Annotated in this window: 16 protein-coding genes and 1 pseudogene; 7 read left to right on the top strand and 10 right to left on the bottom strand. The window is 69.1% G+C overall.

The features are described from left to right. Positions 1–4: 4 nt before the first annotated feature. The gene (locus ACFWV2_RS29895) at positions 5–2,419 is read left to right on the top strand and encodes an FG-GAP-like repeat-containing protein (RefSeq protein WP_384409658.1); all 2,415 of its coding nucleotides are present in this window, start codon (positions 5–7) and stop codon (positions 2,417–2,419) included. A gap of 212 nt (positions 2,420–2,631) precedes the next feature. Here the strand turns inward: ACFWV2_RS29895 and ACFWV2_RS29890 are convergent, their stop codons facing one another. Further along, complete coding sequence (locus tag ACFWV2_RS29890) at positions 2,632–2,820, bottom strand: hypothetical protein (protein WP_384409656.1); 189 nt, start codon at positions 2,818–2,820, stop codon at positions 2,632–2,634. A gap of 476 nt (positions 2,821–3,296) precedes the next feature. On the opposite strand from ACFWV2_RS29890, the gene ACFWV2_RS29885 reads away from it, so the two are divergent. Further along, positions 3,297–3,830 carry a hypothetical protein gene (locus ACFWV2_RS29885; RefSeq protein ID WP_384409654.1) on the top strand — a complete coding sequence of 178 codons (534 nt, stop codon included), beginning with the start codon at positions 3,297–3,299 and terminating at the stop codon, positions 3,828–3,830. Positions 3,831–5,122: 1,292 nt separating this feature from the next. Here ACFWV2_RS29885 and ACFWV2_RS29880 read toward each other — a convergent pair. Next, positions 5,123–5,566 carry a hypothetical protein gene (locus tag ACFWV2_RS29880; RefSeq protein ID WP_384409652.1) on the bottom strand — a complete coding sequence of 148 codons (444 nt, stop codon included), beginning with the start codon at positions 5,564–5,566 and terminating at the stop codon, positions 5,123–5,125. A 131-nt stretch (positions 5,567–5,697) separates the two neighbouring features. Between ACFWV2_RS29880 and ACFWV2_RS29875 the strand changes: the two genes are divergently transcribed. Beyond that, a complete protein-coding gene (locus ACFWV2_RS29875) occupies positions 5,698–6,204 on the top strand; it encodes a hypothetical protein (RefSeq protein WP_384409650.1) in 507 nt (168 codons plus the stop codon). Here ACFWV2_RS29875 and ACFWV2_RS29870 read toward each other — a convergent pair. The 6 genes and pseudogenes from ACFWV2_RS29870 to ACFWV2_RS29845 all read right to left on the bottom strand — a co-directional run bounded on the left by ACFWV2_RS29870 (position 6,201) and on the right by ACFWV2_RS29845 (position 16,730). After that, positions 6,201–7,668 (bottom strand): annotated as a pseudogene (locus ACFWV2_RS29870) (NF041680 family putative transposase). The gene ACFWV2_RS29875 and the pseudogene ACFWV2_RS29870 overlap by 4 nt on opposite strands. Positions 7,669–8,005: 337 nt before the next feature. Then, positions 8,006–10,348: a glycoside hydrolase family 3 protein gene (locus ACFWV2_RS29865; RefSeq protein WP_384409648.1), complete on the bottom strand. Its 2,343-nt coding sequence runs from the start codon at positions 10,346–10,348 to the stop codon at positions 8,006–8,008. A 575-nt stretch (positions 10,349–10,923) separates the two neighbouring features. After that, positions 10,924–13,512, bottom strand: a complete 2,589-nt coding sequence (locus ACFWV2_RS29860; RefSeq protein ID WP_384409645.1) for a family 78 glycoside hydrolase catalytic domain — start codon at positions 13,510–13,512, stop codon at positions 10,924–10,926. Between the two features lie 39 nt (positions 13,513–13,551). After that, complete coding sequence (locus ACFWV2_RS29855) at positions 13,552–14,439, bottom strand: carbohydrate ABC transporter permease (protein ID WP_384409643.1); 888 nt, start codon at positions 14,437–14,439, stop codon at positions 13,552–13,554. Between the two features lie 5 nt (positions 14,440–14,444). Continuing rightward, a complete protein-coding gene (locus tag ACFWV2_RS29850; RefSeq protein WP_384409641.1) occupies positions 14,445–15,329 on the bottom strand; it encodes a carbohydrate ABC transporter permease in 885 nt (294 codons plus the stop codon). 90 nt (positions 15,330–15,419) lie between these two features. After that, positions 15,420–16,730 carry an ABC transporter substrate-binding protein gene (locus ACFWV2_RS29845; protein WP_384409639.1) on the bottom strand — a complete coding sequence of 437 codons (1,311 nt, stop codon included), beginning with the start codon at positions 16,728–16,730 and terminating at the stop codon, positions 15,420–15,422. A gap of 250 nt (positions 16,731–16,980) precedes the next feature. Between ACFWV2_RS29845 and ACFWV2_RS29840 the strand changes: the two genes are divergently transcribed. Together ACFWV2_RS29840 and ACFWV2_RS29835 are read left to right on the top strand one after the other, a co-directional pair. Beyond that, complete coding sequence (locus tag ACFWV2_RS29840; RefSeq protein WP_384409637.1) at positions 16,981–18,030, top strand: LacI family DNA-binding transcriptional regulator; 1,050 nt, start codon at positions 16,981–16,983, stop codon at positions 18,028–18,030. Between the two features lie 39 nt (positions 18,031–18,069). Further along, positions 18,070–18,321, top strand: coding sequence for a substrate-binding domain-containing protein (locus tag ACFWV2_RS29835; RefSeq protein ID WP_384409635.1), 252 nt, complete (start codon positions 18,070–18,072; stop codon positions 18,319–18,321). Between the two features lie 88 nt (positions 18,322–18,409). Here ACFWV2_RS29835 and ACFWV2_RS29830 read toward each other — a convergent pair whose 3' ends face one another. Next, positions 18,410–19,645, bottom strand: a complete 1,236-nt coding sequence (locus ACFWV2_RS29830) for an MFS transporter (RefSeq protein ID WP_384409633.1) — start codon at positions 19,643–19,645, stop codon at positions 18,410–18,412. 222 nt (positions 19,646–19,867) lie between these two features. Next, positions 19,868–20,782, bottom strand: a complete 915-nt coding sequence (locus ACFWV2_RS29825; protein ID WP_384409631.1) for a LysR family transcriptional regulator — start codon at positions 20,780–20,782, stop codon at positions 19,868–19,870. 128 nt (positions 20,783–20,910) lie between these two features. On the opposite strand from ACFWV2_RS29825, the gene ACFWV2_RS29820 reads away from it, so the two are divergent. Both ACFWV2_RS29820 and ACFWV2_RS29815 read left to right on the top strand, forming a co-directional pair. Beyond that, complete coding sequence (locus ACFWV2_RS29820; RefSeq protein ID WP_384409629.1) at positions 20,911–21,909, top strand: fumarylacetoacetate hydrolase family protein; 999 nt, start codon at positions 20,911–20,913, stop codon at positions 21,907–21,909. Beyond that, positions 21,906–22,862, top strand: a complete 957-nt coding sequence (locus ACFWV2_RS29815) for a cyclase family protein (RefSeq protein ID WP_384409627.1) — start codon at positions 21,906–21,908, stop codon at positions 22,860–22,862. The genes ACFWV2_RS29820 and ACFWV2_RS29815 overlap by 4 nt, the downstream gene beginning before the upstream one ends. Positions 22,863–22,880: the final 18 nt, after the last annotated feature.

Below are 22,880 nucleotides of genomic sequence, written 5' to 3'. Positions count from 1 at the left end.
AGACATGCCGCGAGCCGTCTTCTTCTCGCGCCCTCGTCGTCTCCTCATCAGCTTCCTCGTCACGCTCGCGCTGGCGATCACGTCCTCGATCACCCTGATGCAGAGGCCCGCTGTCGCGGCCGAACCGCATGAAGTGCTCGACGAGGTCCGGCACCTCATCCAGACGCTCCGCGAGGAAGCCCGCGCCAGCGAACGCAGCACCACGGGCCAGAGCAGTGGCACCGCCAGTACGAGCCGTACGGGATCGGCACGCTCTCGCCCGGTCCAGAGCGACACGATCGAGCGCGTGGGTTTCCGGCGCATCAGTCTGGACGCGCTGCGCGTGCATACGAACATGCCTTCGGTCGAGTTCGTGATCCAGATGTCGAACATGTACGTCGCGGGCTTCTACCAGGTGCAGTCAAACGGGACACGCACCTTCTACCAGTTCAGAGACGACGACCCTCCGACGCCTCCGGTCGTCGTGGACCACCATGCGTTCTTCGGATTCACCAACGTGACGAACGTGCGCCTTCCGCACACGTCGAGTTATGCCGCCATGGCCGGTGAGGACGTCTGGACCCAGACGATCTCGACGTACGATCTGGAAACGTCCGTCGGTACGCTCGCTTACGCTTCCCCATTCAGCCTGAACGGCCTGGGGCGACCGCTTGCCCGACTGATCCTGACCCTGGTGGAATCGGCGCGCAGCGAGACGGTCTACAACCACGTCGTCGCAGGGCTCGAAACCACGGGCAGTTGGTACGTGGGGGACATGGAGCGGGTCATTCACAACTGGGCGGACATGTCGACCGCCCTCCGTGAGAACAGGGCCATCAGCGTCTTCATGTACACCTACTGGGCCTTTCTCACCGTCAACAGACTCCGCAGCGTTCTTCAGATCCGCCACATCCCCCCGAAGCCTGGCCCTTCGCCGTTCCTCGGCAAGGTTCCGAGGCTGGCCGTCATGCCGCTGGGTGACTCGATCACCCTGGGCGTGGGCAGTACCACCCGCACGGGATACCGTCCCGAGATCGCCGCGCAACTGGCCGACTCCGCTCAGCAGGTGGAGTTCGTCGGTTCCCAGGTGGACCCGGACGGCACTCACCACGAGGGTCATTCGGGGTGGCGCATCGACCAGATCCAAGCCGAGATCGAGACCTGGCTCGCGGCGGCGAAGCCGAACGTGATCCTGCTGCACATCGGCACCAACGACATGAACCGCGACTACCAGACCGGTACGGCACCGCAACGGCTGGGCCGTCTGCTCGACCAGATCCGCGCGGCCTCGCCCGACACCGCCGTCGTCCTCGCCACGCTGGTGCCGGCGACCGACCCCGCGGTCCAGGCTCGGGTAGACGCCTACAACCAGGCCATCCCTCAGATCGTCTCCTCCCGTGCGGCCCAGGGCCAGTCCATCGTCCAGGTCAGCATGGGGGCACTCACCACCGCCGACCTCAACGACAACCTCCATCCCAACAACGCCGGTTACACGAAGATGGCGGCCGCCTTCAACGGTGGCGTCCGGGCCCTGGTCGAGAAGGGCGGCATCAAGGAGACCGTCGTCGTCAACCCGGCGCCGCCGAAGCCGACGTCGAACCTCGGCGACCACGACGTGGACCTCAACGGCGACGGACGGGCCGACTACCTCGTCGTGGACGCCAACGGCGCCACCCGCGCCTTCCTCAACACTGCGGACGCGACCGGCAAGGTGAAGTGGACCGACCAAGGCTACGTCGCCACCGGATCGACGCAATGGACGGGCGGCCAGGTCAGATTCGCTGACGTGAACGGCGACGGACGGGCCGACTACCTCGTCGTGGAGCCCAACGGCGCCACCCGCGCCTTCCTCAACATTGCGGACACGACCGGCAAGATCAAGTGGACCGACCAGGGAGTCATCGCCACCGGGTCCTCCTACTGGACCTCGGACCTGATCAGGTTCGCCGACATCAACGGCGACGCACGGGCCGACTACCTCGTCCTGGAGTCCAACGGCGCCACCCGCGCCTACGTGAACACGGCGCACGAGACCGGCAAGGTCGTCTGGACCGACCAGGGCTTCATCGCCACCGGGTCCTCCAGCTGGGCCCCCGGTCAGATCAGGTTCGCCGACATCAACGCCGACCAGCGGGCCGACTACCTCGTCCTGGAGCCGAACGGGGCGACCCGCGCGTACCTCAACACGGCGGACCCGACCGGCAAGATCAAGTGGAACGATCAGGGAGTCGTCGCCACCGGCTCGACGCAGTGGACGGCCGACCAGGTCAGGTTCGCCGACATAAACGCCGACCAGCGGGCCGACTACCTCGTCATCGACGCCCAAGGAGCCATCCGTGCGTTCCTGAACACGGCGGACGCGACCGGCAAGGTGAAGTGGACCGACCAGGGTGTCATCGCCACCGGAGCAGGCGCCATCGGATCCAGTGTCCGCATCTGATTCCACCCGCACATGAACCGACCCCGCCGGCCCGGGCACAGTCCCGGGCCGGCGGTGACGCTGTACCGCGACCTCGACGCCGCCCTCGTCCTGTGGGTCATCGCCGGCCCCTGACCGATACGGACATCTACAGGGTCTTGGTCGTCAGCGAGCCACTCATCCTCGGCGTAAAGGCGCTGCAGGTGTTCGCCGTGGCGCGCCGACGACGCCGGCTACGGGGCGGGTAGGCGTCGGGCGAGGTCGGCGGCTGGCTGCCCGGCCGCCTGGCCGCGCCCCTTCGGGTCGAGCTGCTCCAGGACTTGGAGCAGCTCGACCGTTTCGCCGGCCCCGGTGGTGGTGAGCAGAGCGAGGCGGGGCTCGTCGGAGTAGGTGCCGGTCACAGGGTCGGTGTCATGGTCCACGCCGTCTTCAACTGCACCAGCCCGGGCCAGGGCACGGGACGGGCGATGCGGGCCCCTGCAGAACGGGCGATGCCCGCACCTGACGTGGTGCGGGCCTCGCGTGCGTCCTGGTGCGATCTCTCGGCCTCGTGTCAGTGCGCCACCTGCACGAATACCGCCCCGTGACAGTGGAATCGTCGCGATCTCTCACACCCATGACAGTGCGCCCCGCCCCGACAACTCATGCTGCCCCGCGGCGACACGCAGACCTCCCGCTGTCTCTCACTCCGCTGTCACGAAACCCAGAGATCGCACACCCTCGATGACAACTACTGCAGCACCCCAGGGACAACCACCCGCGATATCGCAATCGTGCACGTAAAGATCACTCGTCGTAGGGTTGAAGGGTGGACGCGACCGGGTCAGGCCCGTGTAGGCCGAGCGCTCGGAAGGCTGTCCTTGGCCTGGCCGCCACTCCGCGAAGGGAGTCGGACGCCATGAGTCTCACGATGAGAGCGCGGGCCAACAGCGCGCCGATCTGGTGGACGATCATCGTCAGCGTTTCAGTCTGCGTGTTGGGGTACGCAACACTCTGGGTGGCCCACGCGATTGGCTGGACGAAATCCGGAGCCGTCCCGTGGCAGCCGGTCGTCGGCATCGTGCTGGTTGTCGTCGCGATTGTGTCCTACGGCGGGTTCTACGTAGCGTGCCGCCGCGCCAGGATCGCAATCGCCTCCAGCTTCCTACTCACATTCCTGGTGATGTTGGCCTTCGCCCTCACCCTCCCTGGCTTCGCCGATTTGGCTGAAGAGAGTTACGCCAGAGGCTTCGTGGATGACTTCCGCACCATCGTCATGACGGTCGTTATCTCCTACTTCGGCAGCGAGGCGGTCGTCGGGGCTGCCAAGGTGACGGCGGCGAAGACCGCGCAGGACGCCACGGCAGAGTCCATTCGCCGCTCAGACCGTGACCTGGTGACTCCTCCACCACCAGAAGGTGACCTGGAGACTCCTCCGCCACCAGAAGACTGACGGCCGAGGTCAACGACGGTTGGCTCCAGCAACGTGATGCTGCGGCAGTCTGGCCAGCGCCGTCCCGGGATCGGCGGAACCGCCGCCGAGGCGCCGCCGGACTGGCCGGGGCTCCAGGCGCGCGCGGAGGCGGGTTCGGCCGTCCAGTCGCCGGTGGCGGCGCGGGCGGCGGTCAGGGCGCGCGGGTCACGGGCGGCCGACCCGGAGATTTCAGGGCCGACGCCGAGCAGCCGGCGTCGTGCGGTATTTACCGCCCGAGGGCTTGTCCGGCGCTCCTCGGTTGAGCCGCAGGGTGTCAGGCGGTGGCGATGTGCGCGAGGGTCCGGTAGAGCCCGCGGCGCTGGCCCGGGGGACGGTGGGGGCTATGCTGAAGCCGGATTCCTTTTCGGAGGTTTTCGGCTGGCCGGTCACCCGTACCATCCGCTTCGGCGGCAAGGGGGTCGGCCTTTTTCCTCGTCGCGCCCCGGCCTGATGTGTCGTCACTGACACCCCACCCTGTGACGCCAAACCGGCACATCGCATAGGGCGCCCTGGCCGCACGGCACGGGGTCAGCGGCCGTACATCCTCCGGCACCACTCCGGTGCACCCATGGGGGCCTGAATGCGCTGGGCTTGGCGGCAGAGGTCGCGCATCTGCGGGGCCTGCCGCGTCGTCGGCTGCCGACGCGGGGCGGTCTTCTTCGGGCTCTGGCGGGGCTTGGGGGCCGTCCTGGCGGGAGCCTTGGTGGTCTTCCTCTTCGTGCTCTTCGTGCTCTTCGTGCTCTTTCCGCTCTTCGTGCTCTTCGTGGTCGCGGGCCGCTTCGCCGTCGTCGGTGCGGTCCGGCGGGCGGGCTTGGCGTCGCCGGGCCGTACGGCCGGGCGCGCGGCGGCCGGTGCGGCGGGTACGGGGGCGGCTTTCGCCGGGGTGGGGAGGGGATCGGTGGCGGCCAGGGATTCACGGGGCGCGGCGGGGGTGGCCTCGGCCCACGTTCCGCGTCGGGAGCGGGGCCGGCGGGCGGTCGGCAGCGGGCGCGAGCGCAGCGGGCCGGGGCGGAGCGCCGGGGGCGGGAGCGTGAGGGACTGCCACGCATCCGGTGGTGAGAAGCGCGGCGAGAGCGACGAGGAGGATGTGGCGGGGGTGCATGGGCTTCACGCTGCCGCAGCGCGGGGCACGGTCCGGGGACGTCGCGGCCGGGTCCACCGTGACGAGTAAGCGAGCAGGCTGGCGCCCGGACCTGCGGACGGTTGCGGAACCGCGGGCGCCCGCCCGGCGGTCCGGGCGGGCGCCACCGGGACTGGGTTTGTCCGGGCGGTCACGGGTCCCGTGGGAGTCGGATGTGGCCAGTGGTGGCGATGCTGGCGAGGGTGCGGTGGAGCCGGCGGACCGCGTCTTCGGCTTCCGTGTACTCCTCGATGTTCGGGGGGACGGCGCCGAAGGTAGGACCGTGATCGGCAGGCAGGGCGCGCCAGTGCAGGACGGGTGTGAGGGCGGTGGCCGCTGCGCCGAGGAACCAGGCCAGGCGTCCGTGGACGTGGGCGAGGGCGATGGCCACCGCGGCGAGTGCCTCCCGCAGGTGTGCCAGCCGCTCGACCTCGGACAGGGCCTCCCGGGACTCCAGGGTGCCCACGATGGCGTCCAGGTCGGCGGCGGCCTGCGCCGCGACGGAACGGTCGGCGGGTGTCAGGACCCACGTGTGGTCACGGATCTGCCCTTCGGCTTCCTCCGCCAGCTCTTCAACGACCCCTCGTATATCCACACCCGTAATCCTAAATCCGTGCTGATCAACGGGAGAGCGCAGATGGCCTGCCGGTGATACATAGGCAGGACACGTCCTAACTTGATCTTTAACCTGTAGGAGCCTTCGGGGCCGGGTCGCATACTGGTTCGATGAGTTCGATCCCCATGCGCCACCGGTTCCGGGACCCTCGCAGCACGAAGTTCGACTTCCTCTCATCGGTTCTCGTGTGCTGTCCCGGCTGCGAGAAGGTAGCGCACGTCGGCACAGCACCAGACTCGTCCGGGGTGCACGATCAGGGCCTTTTCGCGTCAAGGCGTCTCGTTTGCCGGAGCTGCGGGATAGCGAAGGAATGGAGTCGGGGCGGTGTGGCCTTGCACCGGGATCGGCACGCGCCGGCCACAGACCCATACTTCGATGTCCGTCTCTGGCTGCAGACCGAAACCCGGCACGGGTGGGTATGGGCATACAACCTGGAACACCTGGACCTGATCAAACGGTTCGTGCAGGCACCGCTGCGTGAAGGGATTCCTTGGCACGACCACGGCCGGAAGATGACCGTGGTGGCCCGCCTGCCCGCATGGATGCAGCAGGCCAAGAACCGTGACGAGGTGCTGCGGGCCATCGCCCGCATTCATGCCTCGCTGCTTCGTACCTAACTTGATCTCTCACCTGTGCGGCGGGGTCGTGGGTTGAGCGACTTCTTGTTCCGGGACATGGGGCTGCCCGTTTTGCGGGGTGCGTGGACGTCATGGCGCGGGGTGGGCCGGGTGTTCTTTCGACCGGGTGGCCGTCCGGGTCCGGGGCGGGCGGGTTTCGGTGCTGCGGCTGGGCAGACGGCCTTCGGGCGGATGTGCCGAAAATCGCGGCGGACACGGGCGGGCGTCAGTCTGTCCGCGGGAACGGGCCTTTCCCATGGGCGGCGCCGGTCGGCTGCCAGTGGTCGGGCCAGTCGCAGTTGGGTGTAGGCGGCGAGAATGAGCCAGGTCCAGCGGTCGGCTGCTTCGGGGGTGCGGATCTTTGGGCAGGTCCAGCCGAGGGTCTGTTTGAACAGGCGGAAGGTGTGCTCGATGTCGAAGCGTCGCAGGTATGCCTGCCAGAGCCGGTTCGTGTCCGCTGGGGTGGCATCGACTCCGGACCACCACAGCCAGACCGGCTTCGGGGTGGCTCCGCCGGGCAGGTGCTCGATGCCAGGCGAATCACGGTCCCTTCGACGATCGGAAGGGCGCCGTCGGCCGCGGCCCAGGAAGAGCGGTGGGTGAGCTTGGGGTGAAGCCGGTCCCAGGACCGGGCGGCGGCGGTGCCGTAGAGGCGTGTGTGGGTGACGGTTTCGGTGTCCGGGGTGCCCCAGGTGTCGGGCTGTCCGAAGACGAACTCGCCACCGTGCGGGGGCGGACGGCCCTTGGTGTGAGGCTGCCGTGGCGGGGCCGGCCTGCGCAGGACCCGGTCTGAGCGCATCCGGGCCAGCACCTGCACCGGCAGGTCCTTCAGCAGGAAGGCGAGGCGGGGTGCGTCGTATCCGGCGTCCGCGATGACCAGGACGTCCGGGTCGCCGGTCTGCCACTGACCTGCGGTGATCGGCCGCTCGACCAGCTCGCGTAGTTGCCGGGCGGTGACCGTGGCGGTGTCGTCCCCCGGCGCCAGACGCAGGGTATCCAGTGGCGCGGTCCACGAGCTGCGGCCTGGCTCGAGTGCGCAGACGATCGAGTAGGGCCAGCCGGGGACAGGAATGTGCTGGTCCTTGCCCCGGCCGTAGGTGTGGCAGAGGATTCGCTGCGGTGAGGTGTGGGCGTCCGGCCTGAGCCAGCACGTGACGTCGACGGCCAGGACCAGCCGGCCGTCAGCAGCTCGTGGCAGCGGCACCGAAGCCAGGGCCCGTCGCATCCGGTCCGCGTCGACCTGGCCTCGGGCGAGCGCGGCGTAGAGCCCGCCGTGCCCGCGGTGGTGTTCACCCACCAGCGACAGCTCGGCCAGCGACCTCAGCGGCCCTTCCCCGCACAGAACCGCATCCGCCAGCTCGAACAGAGCATCCGAACGAGCGTGAGACAGGAGAAGAACTCGCCCCGGAAGCGTGACAGGGCGGCCAACGGCTCTCGCCGGGCATCGTGATGCAGCAGACTCATCCTCACGGCCTTCGTGCTGGACGTGTGTGTTCCTTGGTCGGAGCACATGTTCAGACGAAGGCCGCTTCCGCGTACGGCGGATACCGAACCGAGTGATCAAGTACGACGCACCGTTCGAGCCGCACGTTAAAGATCAAGCTAGCCGGGCGTGGTGCTCACCGGCACAGCCGCACCAGTTGAAGCCACGAACCGGCCGGTTCCCTCGAACGGGCGAGGTTTCGGCGGCTAGGCCGACAGCTGACGTCGACAACGAAGGGTCGACTTCAGTCCGGCAGGCTTAGACCACCGCCAGGCGGCAGGAACCAGTCGCCTGGCCTGCCGCCTTCCCTCTGCCCGGTCAGTTGATGGTGACTGCCCTCTGCCCGGTCACGGTCCGGGAGTCCCGTGCGGTGGCGAAGGTATGGAGGCCGGGGACGAGGGTCCAGGTTCCGGCGTGCCAGATGGTCAGGTCGTCGGCGGGGACGGTGAAGGTGACGCGCTGGTTGGCTCCCGGCGCGAGGGCCAGCTTGCGGAAGGCGACGAGGCGGCGCGGTTCGGCCGCCGCCGCGGCCGGGAGGGTGGCGTAGATCTGGACGACGTCGGTGCCCTGGCGGTTTCCGCTGTTGGTGACGGTGACCGAGAGGGTCACCGTCTTGGCGGTGGCGTTGTAGGCGGCTTCGAGGGAGCCGTGGGCGAAGGTGGTGTAGGACAGGCCATATCCGAAGGGGAACTGGGGTTGCTGTCCCTTGGCGTCGTAGTAGCGGTAGCCGATGGCGGTGCCCTCGTCGTAGGAGACGGTGGCGTTCGCGCCGGGGTAGGTCGCGGCAGTGGTGCCGGGGCCCTGCGCGGGGCCCGCGGGGAAGGTGACGGGGAGCCGGCCGGAGGGGTCGCTGTCGCCGAAGAGGACGGCGGCGAGCGCGGTGCCCATGCCGCGGCCTCCGTACCAGGCCTGGACGACGGCTTCGACGTCGTCCAGCCAGGGCATCGTCACGGGCCCGTCGGTGTTGAGGACGACGATGGTGCGGGGGTTCGCGGCGGCGACAGCGGTGATGAGCTGGTTCTGGTCCGCGGGAAGGGTGAGCTGTTCGTGGTCCATCGCTTCGCCGGCGATGCGGTTGACGAAGACGACGGCGGCGTCGGCCGTGCGGGCGGCCTGGACGGCGGCGGGGATCAGGGAGGCGGGCTGCCAGCCGAGCGTGAGTCCGCAGGTGCCCTGGTCGGCGGTGGCGTTGCTGTAGGTGAGCTCGATGAAGACGGTCTTGCCGGCGGTGAGCTCGATCGTGCCCTGAAGGGGGTAGTCATAGGTGCCCAGGAAGAAGCGGCGGGTGCCCCGGGAGCCGGAGACCACCGTGACGCCGCCGATCTTCAGGGTGGCGGTGCCGGCGGGCAGGAGGGAGAAGCGGTGCAGGCCCGTGTGGGTCGGGGTCAGGGTGCCCGTCCAGGTGGCGGACCAGACCGGGGGGAGGTTGTCGACCGGGGCGCTGGTGAAGTCGACGACGCTGTCGGTCCGGGTGGCGACCGGGGTGCCGGTGGGCTGGGCGGAGGCGTAGTAGCGGCCGGTGAGACCGAGGGCTCCGCCGGAGGTGCGCAGCGCGGAGGCCGGGACGGTGGTCAGCGGGATGTCGCCGGTGGTGCCCTGGGCGTGGGTGACGGTGGTGCCGCTGCCGGCGCGTGCCCTGATGGCCTGGAGGGGGGTGGTCCAGGTGCCGGGGTCGACGTAGGTGGAACCGGCGACGCCGGTGAGGGCGTCGGTGCCGGCCGGGCCGATGACGGCAAGCGACCTCAATGAGGACGGCAACGGCAGCGCCGAGGAGCGGTTCGCGAGCAGGACGGTCGAGGCGAGGGCCGCTTCGTGGGCGAGGCTCTTGTGAGCCGTGGTGCTGACGTCCGGGGCCGGGGCCGGGACGGGGTTGTCGACGAGTCCGTTGGCGAACATGGTCACGAGGATGCGGCGGGCCGCGTCGTCGAGCCTGGCGGTGGATACGGCCCCGCCGGTGAGTGCGCCGGGTGCGAGCTTGACGCCGCCGGGGCCGAGTCCGGCGAGGTCCATGCCGGCCTTGGCGGCGGCGACCTGGTCGTCGCCGGCCCAGAAGTCGGGGACGGTGTAGCCCTGGAGGCCCAGGCGGTTCTTGACGTCGGCGAAGAGGGTGGGGTTCTGGGTGGCGAAGGTGCCGTTGATCTTCGGGTAGGCCATCATCACCGAGGTGGTGGGCGCGGCGGCGATCACGCGGCGGAAGGGCGCCTGGTAGATCTCGTGCATGGCCCGGTCGGGCACCCGGGTGTCGGTGAAGAAGCGGTTCACCTCCTGGGTGTAACCGGCGAAGTGCTTGACAGTGGCGGTGACCTGACGGCTCTGCATGCCGGTGGTGAGGGCGGCGCCGAGGCGGCCGGCGAGCAGCGGGTCCTCACCGAGGCTCTCGGCCTGGCGCCCGAAGTGCCAGGTGCGGGTGAGGTCGATGGTGGGGCCGAGGAGGCTGTTGTAGCCCTTGGCACGTCCCTCGGTGCCGATGGCGACGCCGATGCGCCGGGCCAGGTCCTCGTCGAACGTCGCGGCCTGGGCGAGGGGCACCGGGAAGGCGGTGACGTTCTGCTCACCTCGGAGACCCGCCGACGCGTCGACCATGGTCAGGGCCGGGATGCCGAGGTGATCGAGGGCGGCGAAGTCGCAGCGGACGAGGGCCTCCTTCTCCGCCGCAGTCATCCGTGCGAGAACGGCGTCAACGCGGTCGAAGACACGGGGATCGGTGGCGGCGATTGCCTGAATGGTTGCTCCAGGCGTCATGGTGGCGACAGCTGCTGTTGCGATGGCGGCGGACAGGAAGGCGCGTCGGTTCACGGCGACTCTCCGGGTGGTGGGAGTGGGGGTGGCGGGCGGGACCCGCAGAATCGGATGCCGCATATCCGGCTGTAGGGGAATTTGCCGGTTATTCAGCGTCTCCCTTGAGAGCTTCCCGCGCCCCGCGAGAAGCTCCAGGGGCTTTTCAGGCGCTTCGGACTCAGCGCCTCACGCAATCCAAAAAGTTATGGCCACGAACACTTCGGGTCAACCCATCGTGCGCAAGAAATCCAGCGCCAACGCCCTGAGCTGCATCGACGCAATTCTTACGAAGAATTCCACAGGCTGTCCGCCGAGGAACCCCTCAAGTCACCATACGGATATTCGATAGCTCTCATCTGTCACGTGGATGCGGTTAATCGTTTTTCTCCGACAGACACGTGCCCGGCATGACTGAAAAGCCATGCCGGGCACTCTGTGATGTTCTCAGGTAGAGCCGATCATTTTTCAGATGACGCCGTCGGGCCGAGGGTGTGCGTGCCTGTGGCGAGTCTGCTGGGTTGACGCCCGGGAAGTTCGACGAGGGCCGTGCAGTTCGGGGGCACGGTGATCTCGGCCTTCATGCCGTCCGGGGTGGTTTCCCAGAACAGGGAGGCGGTGCCGTGGGGTGTCTCGTAGCGAGTGCGGGCCCAGGTGATGCCGCCTCCTGGGCGGGGCCTGAAGGCCAGGGTCCGGGCGCCCGGGGCCACCACCTCGATGCCGCCGACGACCCGGTGGAGCCAGTCCGCGACGGCGCCGAGGGCGTAGTGGTTGAAGGAGGTCATTCCCCCGGGGTTGAGGGTCCCGTCGGGGCGGAGGCTGTCCCAGCGCTCCCAGATGGTGGTGGCGCCCATGGTCACCGGGTAGAGCCACGACGGGCATTGGGTCTGCAGCAACAGGCGGTACGCCGTGTCCAGATGACCGGTGTCGGTCAGCGCGTCACAGATCAGGGGCGTGCCCACGAAGCCGGTGGCGATGCGGGCGTCGTCCTGGTCGACGAGTGCGGCGAGGCGGTCGCCGGCGGTCTGACGGCGGCCGGCGTCCAGCAGGTCGAAAGCGAGCGCGAGGGCGTACGCGGTGGGGCTGTCGCTGGTCAGGCGGCCGTCGGCGCGGACGTAGCGACGGCGGAAGGCTGTGGTGATCTCCTCGGCCAGTGTGTCGTAGCGGGCGGCGTCACCTGTGTCGCCGAGTTCGCGGGCGGCGCGGGCGAGGTGGCGGGTGGAGTGGGCGTAGTAGGCGGTGGCGACGAGGTACCGGTCGGTGCGGCCCGCGGCGGGATCCTCGGGCGGGGCGGCCGGGTCGAGCCAGTCGCCGAGCTGGAAGCCGGTGTCCCAGAGCCGGTCGGGTCCGGCGAGCTTCTCGACGAGGTCGACCCACGCCCTGCCCATGGGGTAGTGGCGCCGCAGGAGTTCGAGGTCTCCGAACCGCTGGTAGAGGGCCCAGGGGGTGAGGGTGGCGACGTCGCCCCAGGCGGCTCCGGGCCGGATGGGGGTCCACATCGGTTCGCCGGGGATGACGGGGACGTACCAGGGGATGGTGCCGTCCGGGAGCTGTTCGAGTCCCACATCCGTGAGCCAGGAGTCGAGCATGCCGACGCAGTCGTAGAGGAAGCTCGCGGTGGGGGCGAAGACCTGGATGTCGCCGGTCCAGCCGAGGCGTTCGTCGCGCTGGGGGCAGTCGGTGGGTATGTCGACGAAGTTGCCCCGCATGCTCCACAGGACGTTCTCGTGGAGGCGGTTGACCATCGGATCGCTGCACTCGAACCAGCCCGTGCGGCGCATGTCCGTGTGGTAGACGCGGGCGGTCACGTCCTGTGGGTCGAGATCGCCGGGCCAGCCGGTGATCTCGGCGTAGCGGAAGCCGTGGAGGGTGAAACGGGGCTCCCAGACGTACGGTCCGCCACCGGGCAGGACCAGGGTGTCGGTGGAGTGTGCTTCGCGCAGGGGCCGGGTGGCGAGCTCGTCGTCCTGGAGGACTTCGGCGTGCCGGAAGGTGAGGGTGGTACCGACGGGCCCGTCTGCGGTGACGCGCAGGCGGCCCACCAGGTTCTGGCCGAAGTCGAGCAGGTGACGGCCGTCGGGGGTGCGGGTGATGGTGCCAGGCGGGATCTCCTCGGTGCACCTGACCGGGGGGCCTTGGGGCGCGACGAGGGCCCCGGGGTTCCGGGTTCCGGCCCGTACGGGTGTCCAGCCGTCCGGGGACGCGGCCGGGGTGGCCCAGTGGGGGTCGTCGAGGCGGGCGTCGAAGACCTCGCCCTCGTACAGCCCGCTGGTCAGGATGGGGCCGACGGCGGCCTGCCAGGTGTGGTCGGTCGCGATCACGGTGGTGGTGCCGTCGGTGTGGGTGATCTCGAGCTGGGCGATGAGGGACTGGTCGGTGCCGTAGATGTTGCGGGTGCCGCCGTCGAAGCCGTACGTGCCGCGGTACCAGCCGTCTCCGAGCCATGCGCCGATGGTGTTGGCGCCGGGGGCGAGGAGGGCGGTGACGTCGTGGGTACGGTAGCGCAGCCGATGGGGGTAGACGGTCCAGCCGGGGGCGAGGGCCTCGTCGCCGACCCGGGTGCCGTTGATCTCCGCTTCGTACAGGCCGTGGGCGGTGATGTAGAGCCGTGCGCGTGCGATCGGCCTGTCGTCGGCCCGGAAGTGCTTGCGCACCCGGGCCGGACGGCGTTCCGCCGCGGGGTCCTCGTCCCAGGCCGCTCCGACGGGCACAGCGGACCAGTCGGTGGGTGCGAGCAGGCCGGCCTCGACGGTGCCGGGCTCGCTCCACGCGGACGGCTCGTCGTCGCTTTCCGACCAGGTGCGGACGCGGACGACGGCGCGTTCGCGGGAGGTGAGCGGTTCGGCGGGCCAGGCGACGAGGACGTGGTCCGCGCCGCTGACGCGGCCTGTGCGATGGGTGTGGCCGGGGCGTTCGATCTCGACTTCGTAGGCGTGCTGGTCGCCTGATCCGGCAGCGGGGGTCCAGGACAGTCGGGGGGTGCCGGTGCCGATGCCGAGACCGTCCGTCAGGTGCTCGAAGTGCACCGGGGAGGGCGGGAGGGGCTGCAAGGAAGGGGCCTTTCGTGTGCTCGGGGGGCGTTCGGCGGATCAGCCCTTGACCGCTCCCGACGTCAGGCCCTTCATGACCTTCTGGTTGAGGAAGAGGTAGATCACGAGGGTGCCGAAGACGTTGATGCAGATGGCCGCGAACAGCGGGCCGTACTGGGTGGCGCCGAAGTCGCCGGTGAAGTTGAGCAGGCCGACCTGGATGGTGCGGAGGTCCTGGCTGTTGGTGAAGGTGAGGGCGATCAGCAGGTCGTTCCAGATGAAGAAGAACTGCACGAGGCCGACGGTCAGGAGTGCGTTGCGGACCATGGGGACGCTGATGGTCCAGAAAGCGCGGAGGATGCCGGCGCCGTCGAGGGTGGCGGCTTCGAAGAGTTCGCGCGGGACGGTCCTGTAGTAGGTGGCCATCATGAAGACGGTCAGGGGCAGGCCGGTGCCGGTATAGGTGAGGATGAGCGGCCACAGGGTCCCGGAGAGGCCGGCCTGGAAGTACACCGTGAACAGCGGCAGGAGGATCATCTGCGGGGGGATCATCATGCCGGCGAGGAAGACGAGCAGGGTGAGGTTGCGTCCCTTCCAGACCATGATCTGCAGGGCGAAGCCGGCCGCGGTCCCGAGGAGCAGGATCAGTGCGAGGGAGGGGACGACGGCGAGGAGGCTGTTCTTGACGTAGAGGCCGATGTTGCCGGTGGTCCACGCCTCGGTGTAGTTGCCCCATTCCCAGGTGGTGGGAAGGCTCCAGGTGGAGTTGTTCAGGTAGTCGCTGTTGGACTTCAGCGACGTGAGGAACATCCAGATCAGCGGGTAGATCTCGATGATCAGGAGGACGCCGACGGCGAACCGGATCCAGAGGCGGCCGCCCGTCCGACGGGTGGGCCTGCTCGTGCGCCGGTGTCCGGCGGAGGTCTTCAGCGGTGTGTCGATGGCCATGGCGTTCAGCCCTCCGTGATGTCGCGTCGCGAGACGCGGTAGACCGCCAGGCTCACCAGCAGGCAGACCACGGTCAGGAGCAGCGCGATGGTGCTGCCGTAGCCGTACTCGCTGTAGGTGAACGACGACTGGAACATGTAAAGGGTCAGCGGGGTGGTGCCGCTGCCCGGACCGCCGTTGGTGAGGGCGACGACGGAGTCGAAGACCTTCAGGGTGCCGTTGATGCTGAAGATCAGGGAGGACATGAGCACAGGCAGGGAGAGCGGAAGCACGATGTGGCGGATGAGACGGAGGCCGGAGGCGCCGTCGAGGCGGGCCGATTCGAGGACCTCGTCGGGGATGTCGACGAGGCCGGCGAAGAGCAGGACGGCGTAGAAGCCCATGGAGCGCCAGATGTCCATGACGACCAGGACCCAGAAGGCGCTGCCCGCGCTGCCGAAGAAGTCGACGGATTCCATGCCGACGGCGTTGAGCAGGGAGTTGACCGGGCCGGGCTGCGGAGCCACCTGGAAGAGCTTCTGGAAGAGCAGGCCGACGGCGACGGTGGGCAGCACGACGGGGAAGAAGACCAGGGTGCGGACGAGCGCGGAGGCCTTCTTGAGGAAGAAGACGTACAGCAGCGCCAGGAGGTAGCCGGCGACGACCTGGCCGATGGTGACGACGGCCGCGTACTTCAGGGTGAACCACAGCGCGTCGTGCACAGCCGGGTCTTCGAGGAGGCGGTTGAAGTTGGCCAGACCGTTGCCGGTGAAGCCCTCGATGGAGTTGCCCTTGGTGAAGGAGTACCCCAGCGACCACACCATCGGGACGAGCATGATCAGTGTGTAGACGAGGAGTGCGGGACCGAGCAGGATCAGGATCGCCCTGCGGTCACCGAGTACGCGGTGCATGAGAGGTGTCCACTTCGTTTCTGGTGAAGGGCCGGCCGGACGAGGACGGGCGGCGCGCCTGGGGCCGGCAAGCCGCCCGACTCGTGGGTGTTACCTGCTGCCGAGCGCGGCCTGGACGTTCTCCATGAACTGCTTCGGGCTCACGCTGCCGTTGACGAGGCCGGCGGCGTTGGTCTGGCTGATCGTGGTGGCCTTGGTGCTGAAGAGCGCCTCGAACCACAGGACGTTCTGCTGGGAGGAGCTGATGGTCTTGCGGACGGTGCTGGTGACGTCGTTGGCGTCCTTGACCGGGGTGTTGACCTTGAAGCCGGAGATGGTGCCGTGGTCCTTCAGGGCCGTGCTGCCGTAGTTCTTGGTGATGCAGGACAGCCAGGCGCCGGTCTTCTTGTCGAAGTTCTTCGAGCCGAGGGTGATGGCGAGGCCGATGTTGGAGGGGTACTGGCCGACGGAGCCGGCTCCGCCCTTGACGGCGGGGAAGGGCATGAAGCCGACGTTCTCGGCGCCGACCTTGTTCTGCTCGGGGTCGGAGATGTTGGCCAGGGCCCAGCTGCCCATGTAGAACATGGCGGACTTGCCGGTGAGGAACTGGTTCATCGCGGTGTCGTAGTCGATGGAGCCGACGCCCTTGCCGAAGTAGCCCTTCTTGCCGAGCGCGGCGATCTCCTCGGCGGCCTTGACGTAGGCGGGGTCGGTCAGTTTGGCCGTGCCGGCGTCGACCTTGTCCAGGGCGTCGGGGCCGAGGCTGCGGTACAGGTAGCCGCTGATGAGGCGGGTCAGCGGCCAGCCCTGCGCACCGGAGGCGGAGAACGGCTGGACGCCCTTCGCGTTCAGTTTCTCCGACGCGGCCAGCAGTTCGTCCCAGGTGCCCGGGACGGCGACGCCGTTCTCCTTGAAGAGCTTCTTGTTGTAGAAGATCCCCTCGATGTTGTACTCGTACGGCAGTGCCTGCAGCTTGCCGCCGTAGAGGGCCTTGATGGTGGAGACTGCGGCCGGTTCCAGCTGACCGAGGACCCCGAGTCGGTCAAGCTCGAGCTGGATGTCCACGACCTTGCCGCTCTTGGCGAGCTGCTTGGTCAGCGCCGGGGCGTTACCGGCGGCGAACTGGGCGGGCAGCGCGTCCTGGCCGGCGAGCAGCTGAAGCTTCTGGTCCAACTGCGCCTGGGGAACCGTCTCCACCTTCAACGGCAGTGTGTCGTTCTCGGCCTTGCAGGAGCCCTTGGAGAGCGTGGTCAGCGCCGTCCGGGTGGTCGTGTTCTCGGTGACGCTGAGGTACGTGAAGTCCTTGGGCGCCGCGGAGGTGCCGCCGCCACTGCCGCCACAGGCGGTGGCGAGAACGGCCAGGGACAGGACGCCGGCCGAGGCGAAGGTCAGTCGGCGGGCGCGGATCGTGCGGTGGGGCACTGGAGACTCCCAGGGATCGTGAGAGAAGAAGGGGCGCTCAGCGGGCGCGAGGGGCGGCGCAAGGCTCAGCCGCGTAGAGACAGAGGTGTGTAGAACGTTCTCCATCTGGACTGGCAACACCATGACGCCATCCCTCTGGCGCCGTCAAGACACAGACGCGTAACATCATCTTCGCCTGGTCGAATGAACGAGCCCAGTCATGGCCCTGGGCGTAGAACATTGCACTCAGAGTGAGGAGATCGGGGTTCTCATGGCTGCGGACAGCGCGTCCAGGAACACCAAACGGGTGACGATCACCGACGTCGCCCGCCATGCCGGCGTGTCCACCGCCGCCGTGTCCAAGGTCATGCGCAACGCCTACGGCGTAAGCCCCAGCATGCAAGAACGCGTCCGGGCGGCCATGGCAGAGCTGGGCTACCGGCCCCATGCCGCCGCGCGGGGCATGCGGGGGCGTACGTACACGATCGGCGTCCTGCTCGACAACCTCCGCAACCCGTTTTTCGCCGACATCCTCGACGGCATCCGCGAACAACTGGGGGAAAGCGAGTACACGGTGCTGATCGGCGCGGCCGGCTTCGGCGCCGAGGACCAGGCGCGCACCATCAGGGCGATGGTGGACCGCCAGATGGACGGGCTGATCCTCATCGCGCCAGGGACACCCCGCACCGAGGTCCTGGCCACGGCCGTGGTGACCCCCACCGTGGTCATCGGTCACCACGACACCTCCGACGCGCACGACTCCGTCGTCGACGCGGACGACCTCGGCGCGGGACTGGTGGTCGACCACCTCGTCGCGCTCGGACACCGTGACATCGCCCTGGTCTCGGCCGCCGGGAACAAGGCCGGCCGCTGGCAGCGCACCCCGGAGATCGCCCTCGCCGACGGTTACCTCGAGGCCATGGACCGCCATGGCCTGTCGGGGCGCGCGCGCGTGCACCACGCCGCCTACTCCGATGAAGGCGGCCACGCGGCCGGCATCGCGCTGCTGTCCGATGACGCCCGGCCCACAGCGATTCTGACCGGTGCCGACATCGCGGCTCTGGGCGTCTACCGCGCGGCCGCTGATCTGGGTCTTTCCATCCCAGGCGACCTCTCGCTCGTCGGCTACAACAACACCGCGGTCGCCGCGCTCGCCCCCGTCCAGCTGACCAGCGTCGACCAGGCCGGACACACCATGGGCGCGACCGCCGCACGGATGCTGATCGAACGCGTCGAAGGGCGGCGCGACAGGGCCATGCAGGTCAGGATGACTCCACGACTGGTCGTCCGGCGAAGCACCGTAGCGCCCGGCGCTCCGTAGGCTCAGGGCACGGGAACGTGTCCTGCGCGGCGTATCGGAATGGAGGACGTCGCCCGGACAGCGGCCCCCCGGCCGACGGCGGTCCTCCGCCTGCATGACCTGCCGGCTCTCGGCCTCGTGCAAGCGTTGCAGGAAAGCGGTGTACGTGTGCCTGGCGATGTCGCGGCGGCGGGGTATGAGGACCTCGCCTTCGCCGCAACCTCGGTGGTGCCGCTGACCTCGGTCCGCCGGCCCGCACACGCCGTGGGCATGCGGGCAGGCCGACTGCTCATGGAGCAGACGGCCCAGTAGCCTCATGAACACGTTCACGAGGTGCTGACACCCGAACTGGTGGTGCGGCGTTCTCCGTTGGGCATCCCCGAGTAGCGCCTTGCCGGCATCACTGCCGCGCGCCTTCGGGCGAGTGGGCGGGTACGACACGGCGGGCCGCCGTGAAGAGCGCCGCGGCGAGGACGGCGGCAGCCACCCCGAGCAGAGCTACCGCGGAGGCGAGGCTGCCCGCCGGCTCCTTGCCGGCCAACAGGACCAGCGGGCAGAGGAACTGTCCGAAGAAGAAGGCGGCGGTCCACAGGCCCATGCCGCGGCCCCGGTCGGCGAAGTCCAGCAGGGACATGGCCCTCGTGACCAGCGACGGGAGCATCAGGCCGGTACCGACGCAGTTGACGACGGCTCCTGCGATCAGGAGGGGGAGGTTGTCGGCGAGGCCCATCAGGAGGAAGCCGGCGGCGCACAGGGCGAAGAGGACGGGCAGCCGGCTGCGACGGTTCGGGGAGAGACGGGTGAAGACGAGGGAGCCGAGGACGGTGGCGGCACTGGCCACCGCGGTGACGGCGCCGATGGTGCGGGTGGAGTCGGTGCCCAGGTCGTCCAGGAGGTAGGCCATCTCGACGGGAACGGTGTAGAAGACGACGGCGCCGAAGACCGTGAGGAGACAGGTCCCCGCCATGCGGCGTACAGGGAAGGCGCGTCGGGGGATCCGCTCAGCGGTCTCGGTCTCGCGCTGTGGGGGAAGAGGCGTCGGCAGGACGCGGGCCATGACGGGCGCGATGGCCAGACCCACGGCGTAGAGCCAGAAGGGGGCGCGCCAGTCGGCGGCCCCGAGGACTCCCCCGAGGACGAAGAAGACTGTCGCCGACGCGGAGGCGCACATGGCCTGCAGGGCGAGGTAGCGGTCGCGGAGTTCGCCGCTGTAGTAGTCGCCGATGAGGGTCGTGCAGACCGTCATGATCGCCGCTTCGGCGATGCCCACGAGGATGCGGCTGATCAGGATGGCGTGCAGCGAATCCAGCCAGAGGGGGGCTGTCCCGAAGAGGGCGTAAAGGGCGGTGGCGGTGACGAGCAGGCGTTTGCGGCCGAGCCGGTCGACGATCATGCCGGCGAACGGGGCGAGCAGGGCGAGAGCCAGCGCGGGGACGGTGAGCACGACGGGAACCAGCGCCGCGCTTCCCGGTACGCCGTCGAAGTGGTCCTGCATGCGGGGCAGTACGGGGGCAAGGAGCACCGCGCCGAGAACGGGCAGGCAGCTGCCGGCCATGAGCACGACGGCGGGCCGGCGTCCGGCCGCAGCGGTTTCGTGGGCTTGGTCGCGGGGCGGCGGTACGACAGCTGCGGGCATGACGGCGCTCCAGGGCGGGAGAGGGGAAGGGGCGCCCGGTCGGGACGGCGTACTTGGCCGATGCCGGGACCGGGGCGGAGGTGCCCTCGACTATGCGGGCCGGCAGGCGCGCTGCCCACCCTTTCCGCCATCCGGTTTAGCGATGACTCCCATCCATGGAATCGATGGGCCGTGCTCCGGATTTCTCGGCGGCGCGGCGACAGCCGGCAATGCGAGAAAACGTCAGGACTGCGTTTCCGCGATGCGGCGGCCGACCCTTGCCGCGGTCTCCCGGAGCCAGGTGTGGGCCGCGTCATGCGTGTGGACCGGGTGCCACCAAAGGGCCTCGCGCAGCGGCACGGCCTCGTAGGGCGGTTCCAGGACGCGTACGGCGGCGATGGGGGCGAGCAGGCGGGCGAGGCGGGCCTGGACGAGGGCGATGCGACGGGTGCCGGCGACGAGGGTGGGCAGGGCGTGGAAGCTGTCGACGGAGACCTCGACGCGCGGCTCGATGCCGAGCATGCCGAGTTGGCGTACGGCGGGGGCGTCGTAGGTGCGCTGGTAGGTGACCCAGGGCAGCCGGGCGAGGTCCTGCCGGGTCAGGCGGTCTTCGACGCTGGGGTGATCGTCGGCTACGACGAAGACCCACCGGTCGTCGTAGAGGTCGGTGGCGGGGAATCCGCTGATGACGCCGTGGGGCATCAGGAGTCCGTCGGTGGCGCTGAGCAGGCTGGCGGTGTCGTCGACGACGGTGATGGGGGTGCGGGTGAAGCGCAGCCGGATCCCCGGGGCCTCCTCGTGGATGACGCGGGCGAGTTCGACGCCGAAGACGTCGACGGCGTAGTCGGAGGCGATGATGCGGAACTCGCGGGTCTCGGTGGCCGGGTCGAACGTCGCCTGGCTGGTGAAGAGGCGTTCGAGCACGTCGTAGGCAGTGGCGGTGCGGTCCAGGAGGACCTGGCCGAGCGCGGTGAGCTCGTACTGGCTTCCCACGCGGGAGAGGAGTTCGTCGTCGAAGTGGCGGCGCAGCCGGGCCAGCGCGGCGCTCATGGCGGGCTGGCTCAGGCCCACGCGTTGCCCCGCCTTGGTGACGTTGCGTTCTTCGAGGAGGGCGCGGAGCGCGACCACGAGGTTGAGATCGAGTCGGGCCAGGTTCACGAGGCGAGGTCCCTTCCGGAACGGCACAGCACAATAGTATTTGTCTTATCGATGGCGTTGATCCACAGAATCTATTTCCCTGATTGCCCGATGCGGGTCCACATTAGTCCCATCGCAATCAGGAGGACATGTCGGTGAAACCTCAATCCGGTTCTGATCTTTTCGTCGGGCCTTTCGCTCTCGGCACTCTCGCGGCCGATGACGGGCCCGCTTTCCCCGCTCTCGTCGACCGCGAGGGGCGGGTTCTCGACCTGCGGACGGCCTTGGCCGATCCCGCTCTGACGATGCGGGGCCTCCTGGAGGCGTGGCCGGATGCTCTCCCCCGGCTGAAGGCCCTCGCCGCCGAGCCGGATCTCGATCGGCGCTCCCTGACCGAGTTCCGTGTTCTCGCGCCGGTCGAGCCGCGCCAGGTCTTCCAGTCGGGCGCCAACTACCGCCAGCACGTCATCGACCTGCATGTCGCGCACCGGGCTCCGGACGACGACCGCTCCGAGGAGGAACGGCGCGCCGAGGCGGCCGAGATCATGGACCGGCGAGCCGCCGAGGACTTGCCGTACGTGTTCATCGGTCTTCCCAGCGCCGTCACCGGCCCCTACGACGACGTGACACTCCCTGCCTGGGCGGCCAAGCCCGACTGGGAACTGGAGCTCGCCGTGGTGATCGGCCGCCCGGCATATCAGATTTCTCCCGAGGAGGCGCTGGAGTACGTCGCGGGCTACACGATCGCCAACGACCTGACCGACCGGGCCACCGTCTTCCGCAGGGACATGCCGCAGATCGGCACGGACTGGCTGCGCAGCAAGAACGCGCCCGGCTTCACACCGCTCGGCCCGTGGATCGTGCCGACCGAATCCGTCGGCGACACGAGTGACTTCCAGTTGACGCTGAAGCTCAACGGCGAGGTCATGCAGGACGAGTCCACCAAGGACATGATCTTCGACGTGGCGCGCATGGTGGCCTACGCTTCCCAGACGGCGCAGCTCCTGCCCGGTGACCTCGTACTCACCGGATCGCCCGCGGGCAACGGCATGCACTGGGGCCGGCTGCTGCGCGACGGCGACATCATGGACGCCTCCATCACCGGCCTCGGCGCACAGCGCACCCGCTGCACGGCGGAGGACGTGTGAACCGCACCGACCCCGAGGGCGCGATCGCCCTGGCCGCGGAGGCCTGCTCCAACTGGGGCCGTTGGGGCGAGGAAGACCGTCTCGGCACCGTGAACTTCCTGGACGCGGCCAAGCGCCGAGAAGGCGCCGCGTTGGTCCGCCGGGGAGCCAGCTTCTCGCTGTCCCAGCGCTTCGACATCAACGGCCCGCAGAAGGGCTGGCGGCGCCGGACCAACCCCGTCCACACCATGCTCGACACCGGCACGGACGCCGCCCTGGGCAACCAGGGACTCCCCCACGGCATCGGCGGCGCCGACGACGTGATCGCGATGCCCCTGCAGTGCTCCACCCAGTGGGACGGCCTGGGCCACATCTTCGACCACGGCAAGGCCTGGAACGGCCGTCCGGCCGAGCAGGTCGTCACCTCCGACGGCGACCAGATCACCGGCATCGAGCACATGGCGCCCCACATCGCCGGACGCGCCGTACTCCTCGACGTCGGCCGGACCGTCGGCGACGACGGCGAACTCCCCGACGGCTTCGCCATCACCGAGGAACACCTCACGGCCACCGCCGAAGCCCACGGAGTGACGATCGGCCGCGGCGACATCGTGCTCGTACGCACCGGACAGCTCGCCCGCGTCCGCCGGAACGGCTGGGGCGACTACGCCGGCGGCGCCGCCCCCGGCCTCTCGTTCACCACCGCGTCCTGGCTGCACCGCAGCGAGATCACCGCGATCGCCACCGACACCTGGGGCTTCGAGGTCCGGCCCAACGAGTTCGACCACGCCTTCCAACCCCTGCACCAGGTCGTCATCCCGCACATCGGCCTGCTGATCGGCGAGATGTGGGACTTCGAGGCGCTCGCCGACGACTGCGCGGCTGACGGTGTGTACGAGTTCTGGCTCACCGCCGCCCCCCTGCCCATCACCGGTGCCGTCGGATCCCCCGTCAATCCCGTCGCCGTCAAGTAGGCCGATCAGTCCGGGGCC

The sequence above is a fragment of the Streptomyces sp. NPDC058671 genome (genome assembly GCF_042716475.1).
In the GTDB taxonomy this organism is placed as follows: Bacteria; Actinomycetota; Actinomycetes; order Streptomycetales; family Streptomycetaceae; genus Streptomyces.
This window is presented reverse-complemented; position numbering and strand designations above follow the sequence as displayed.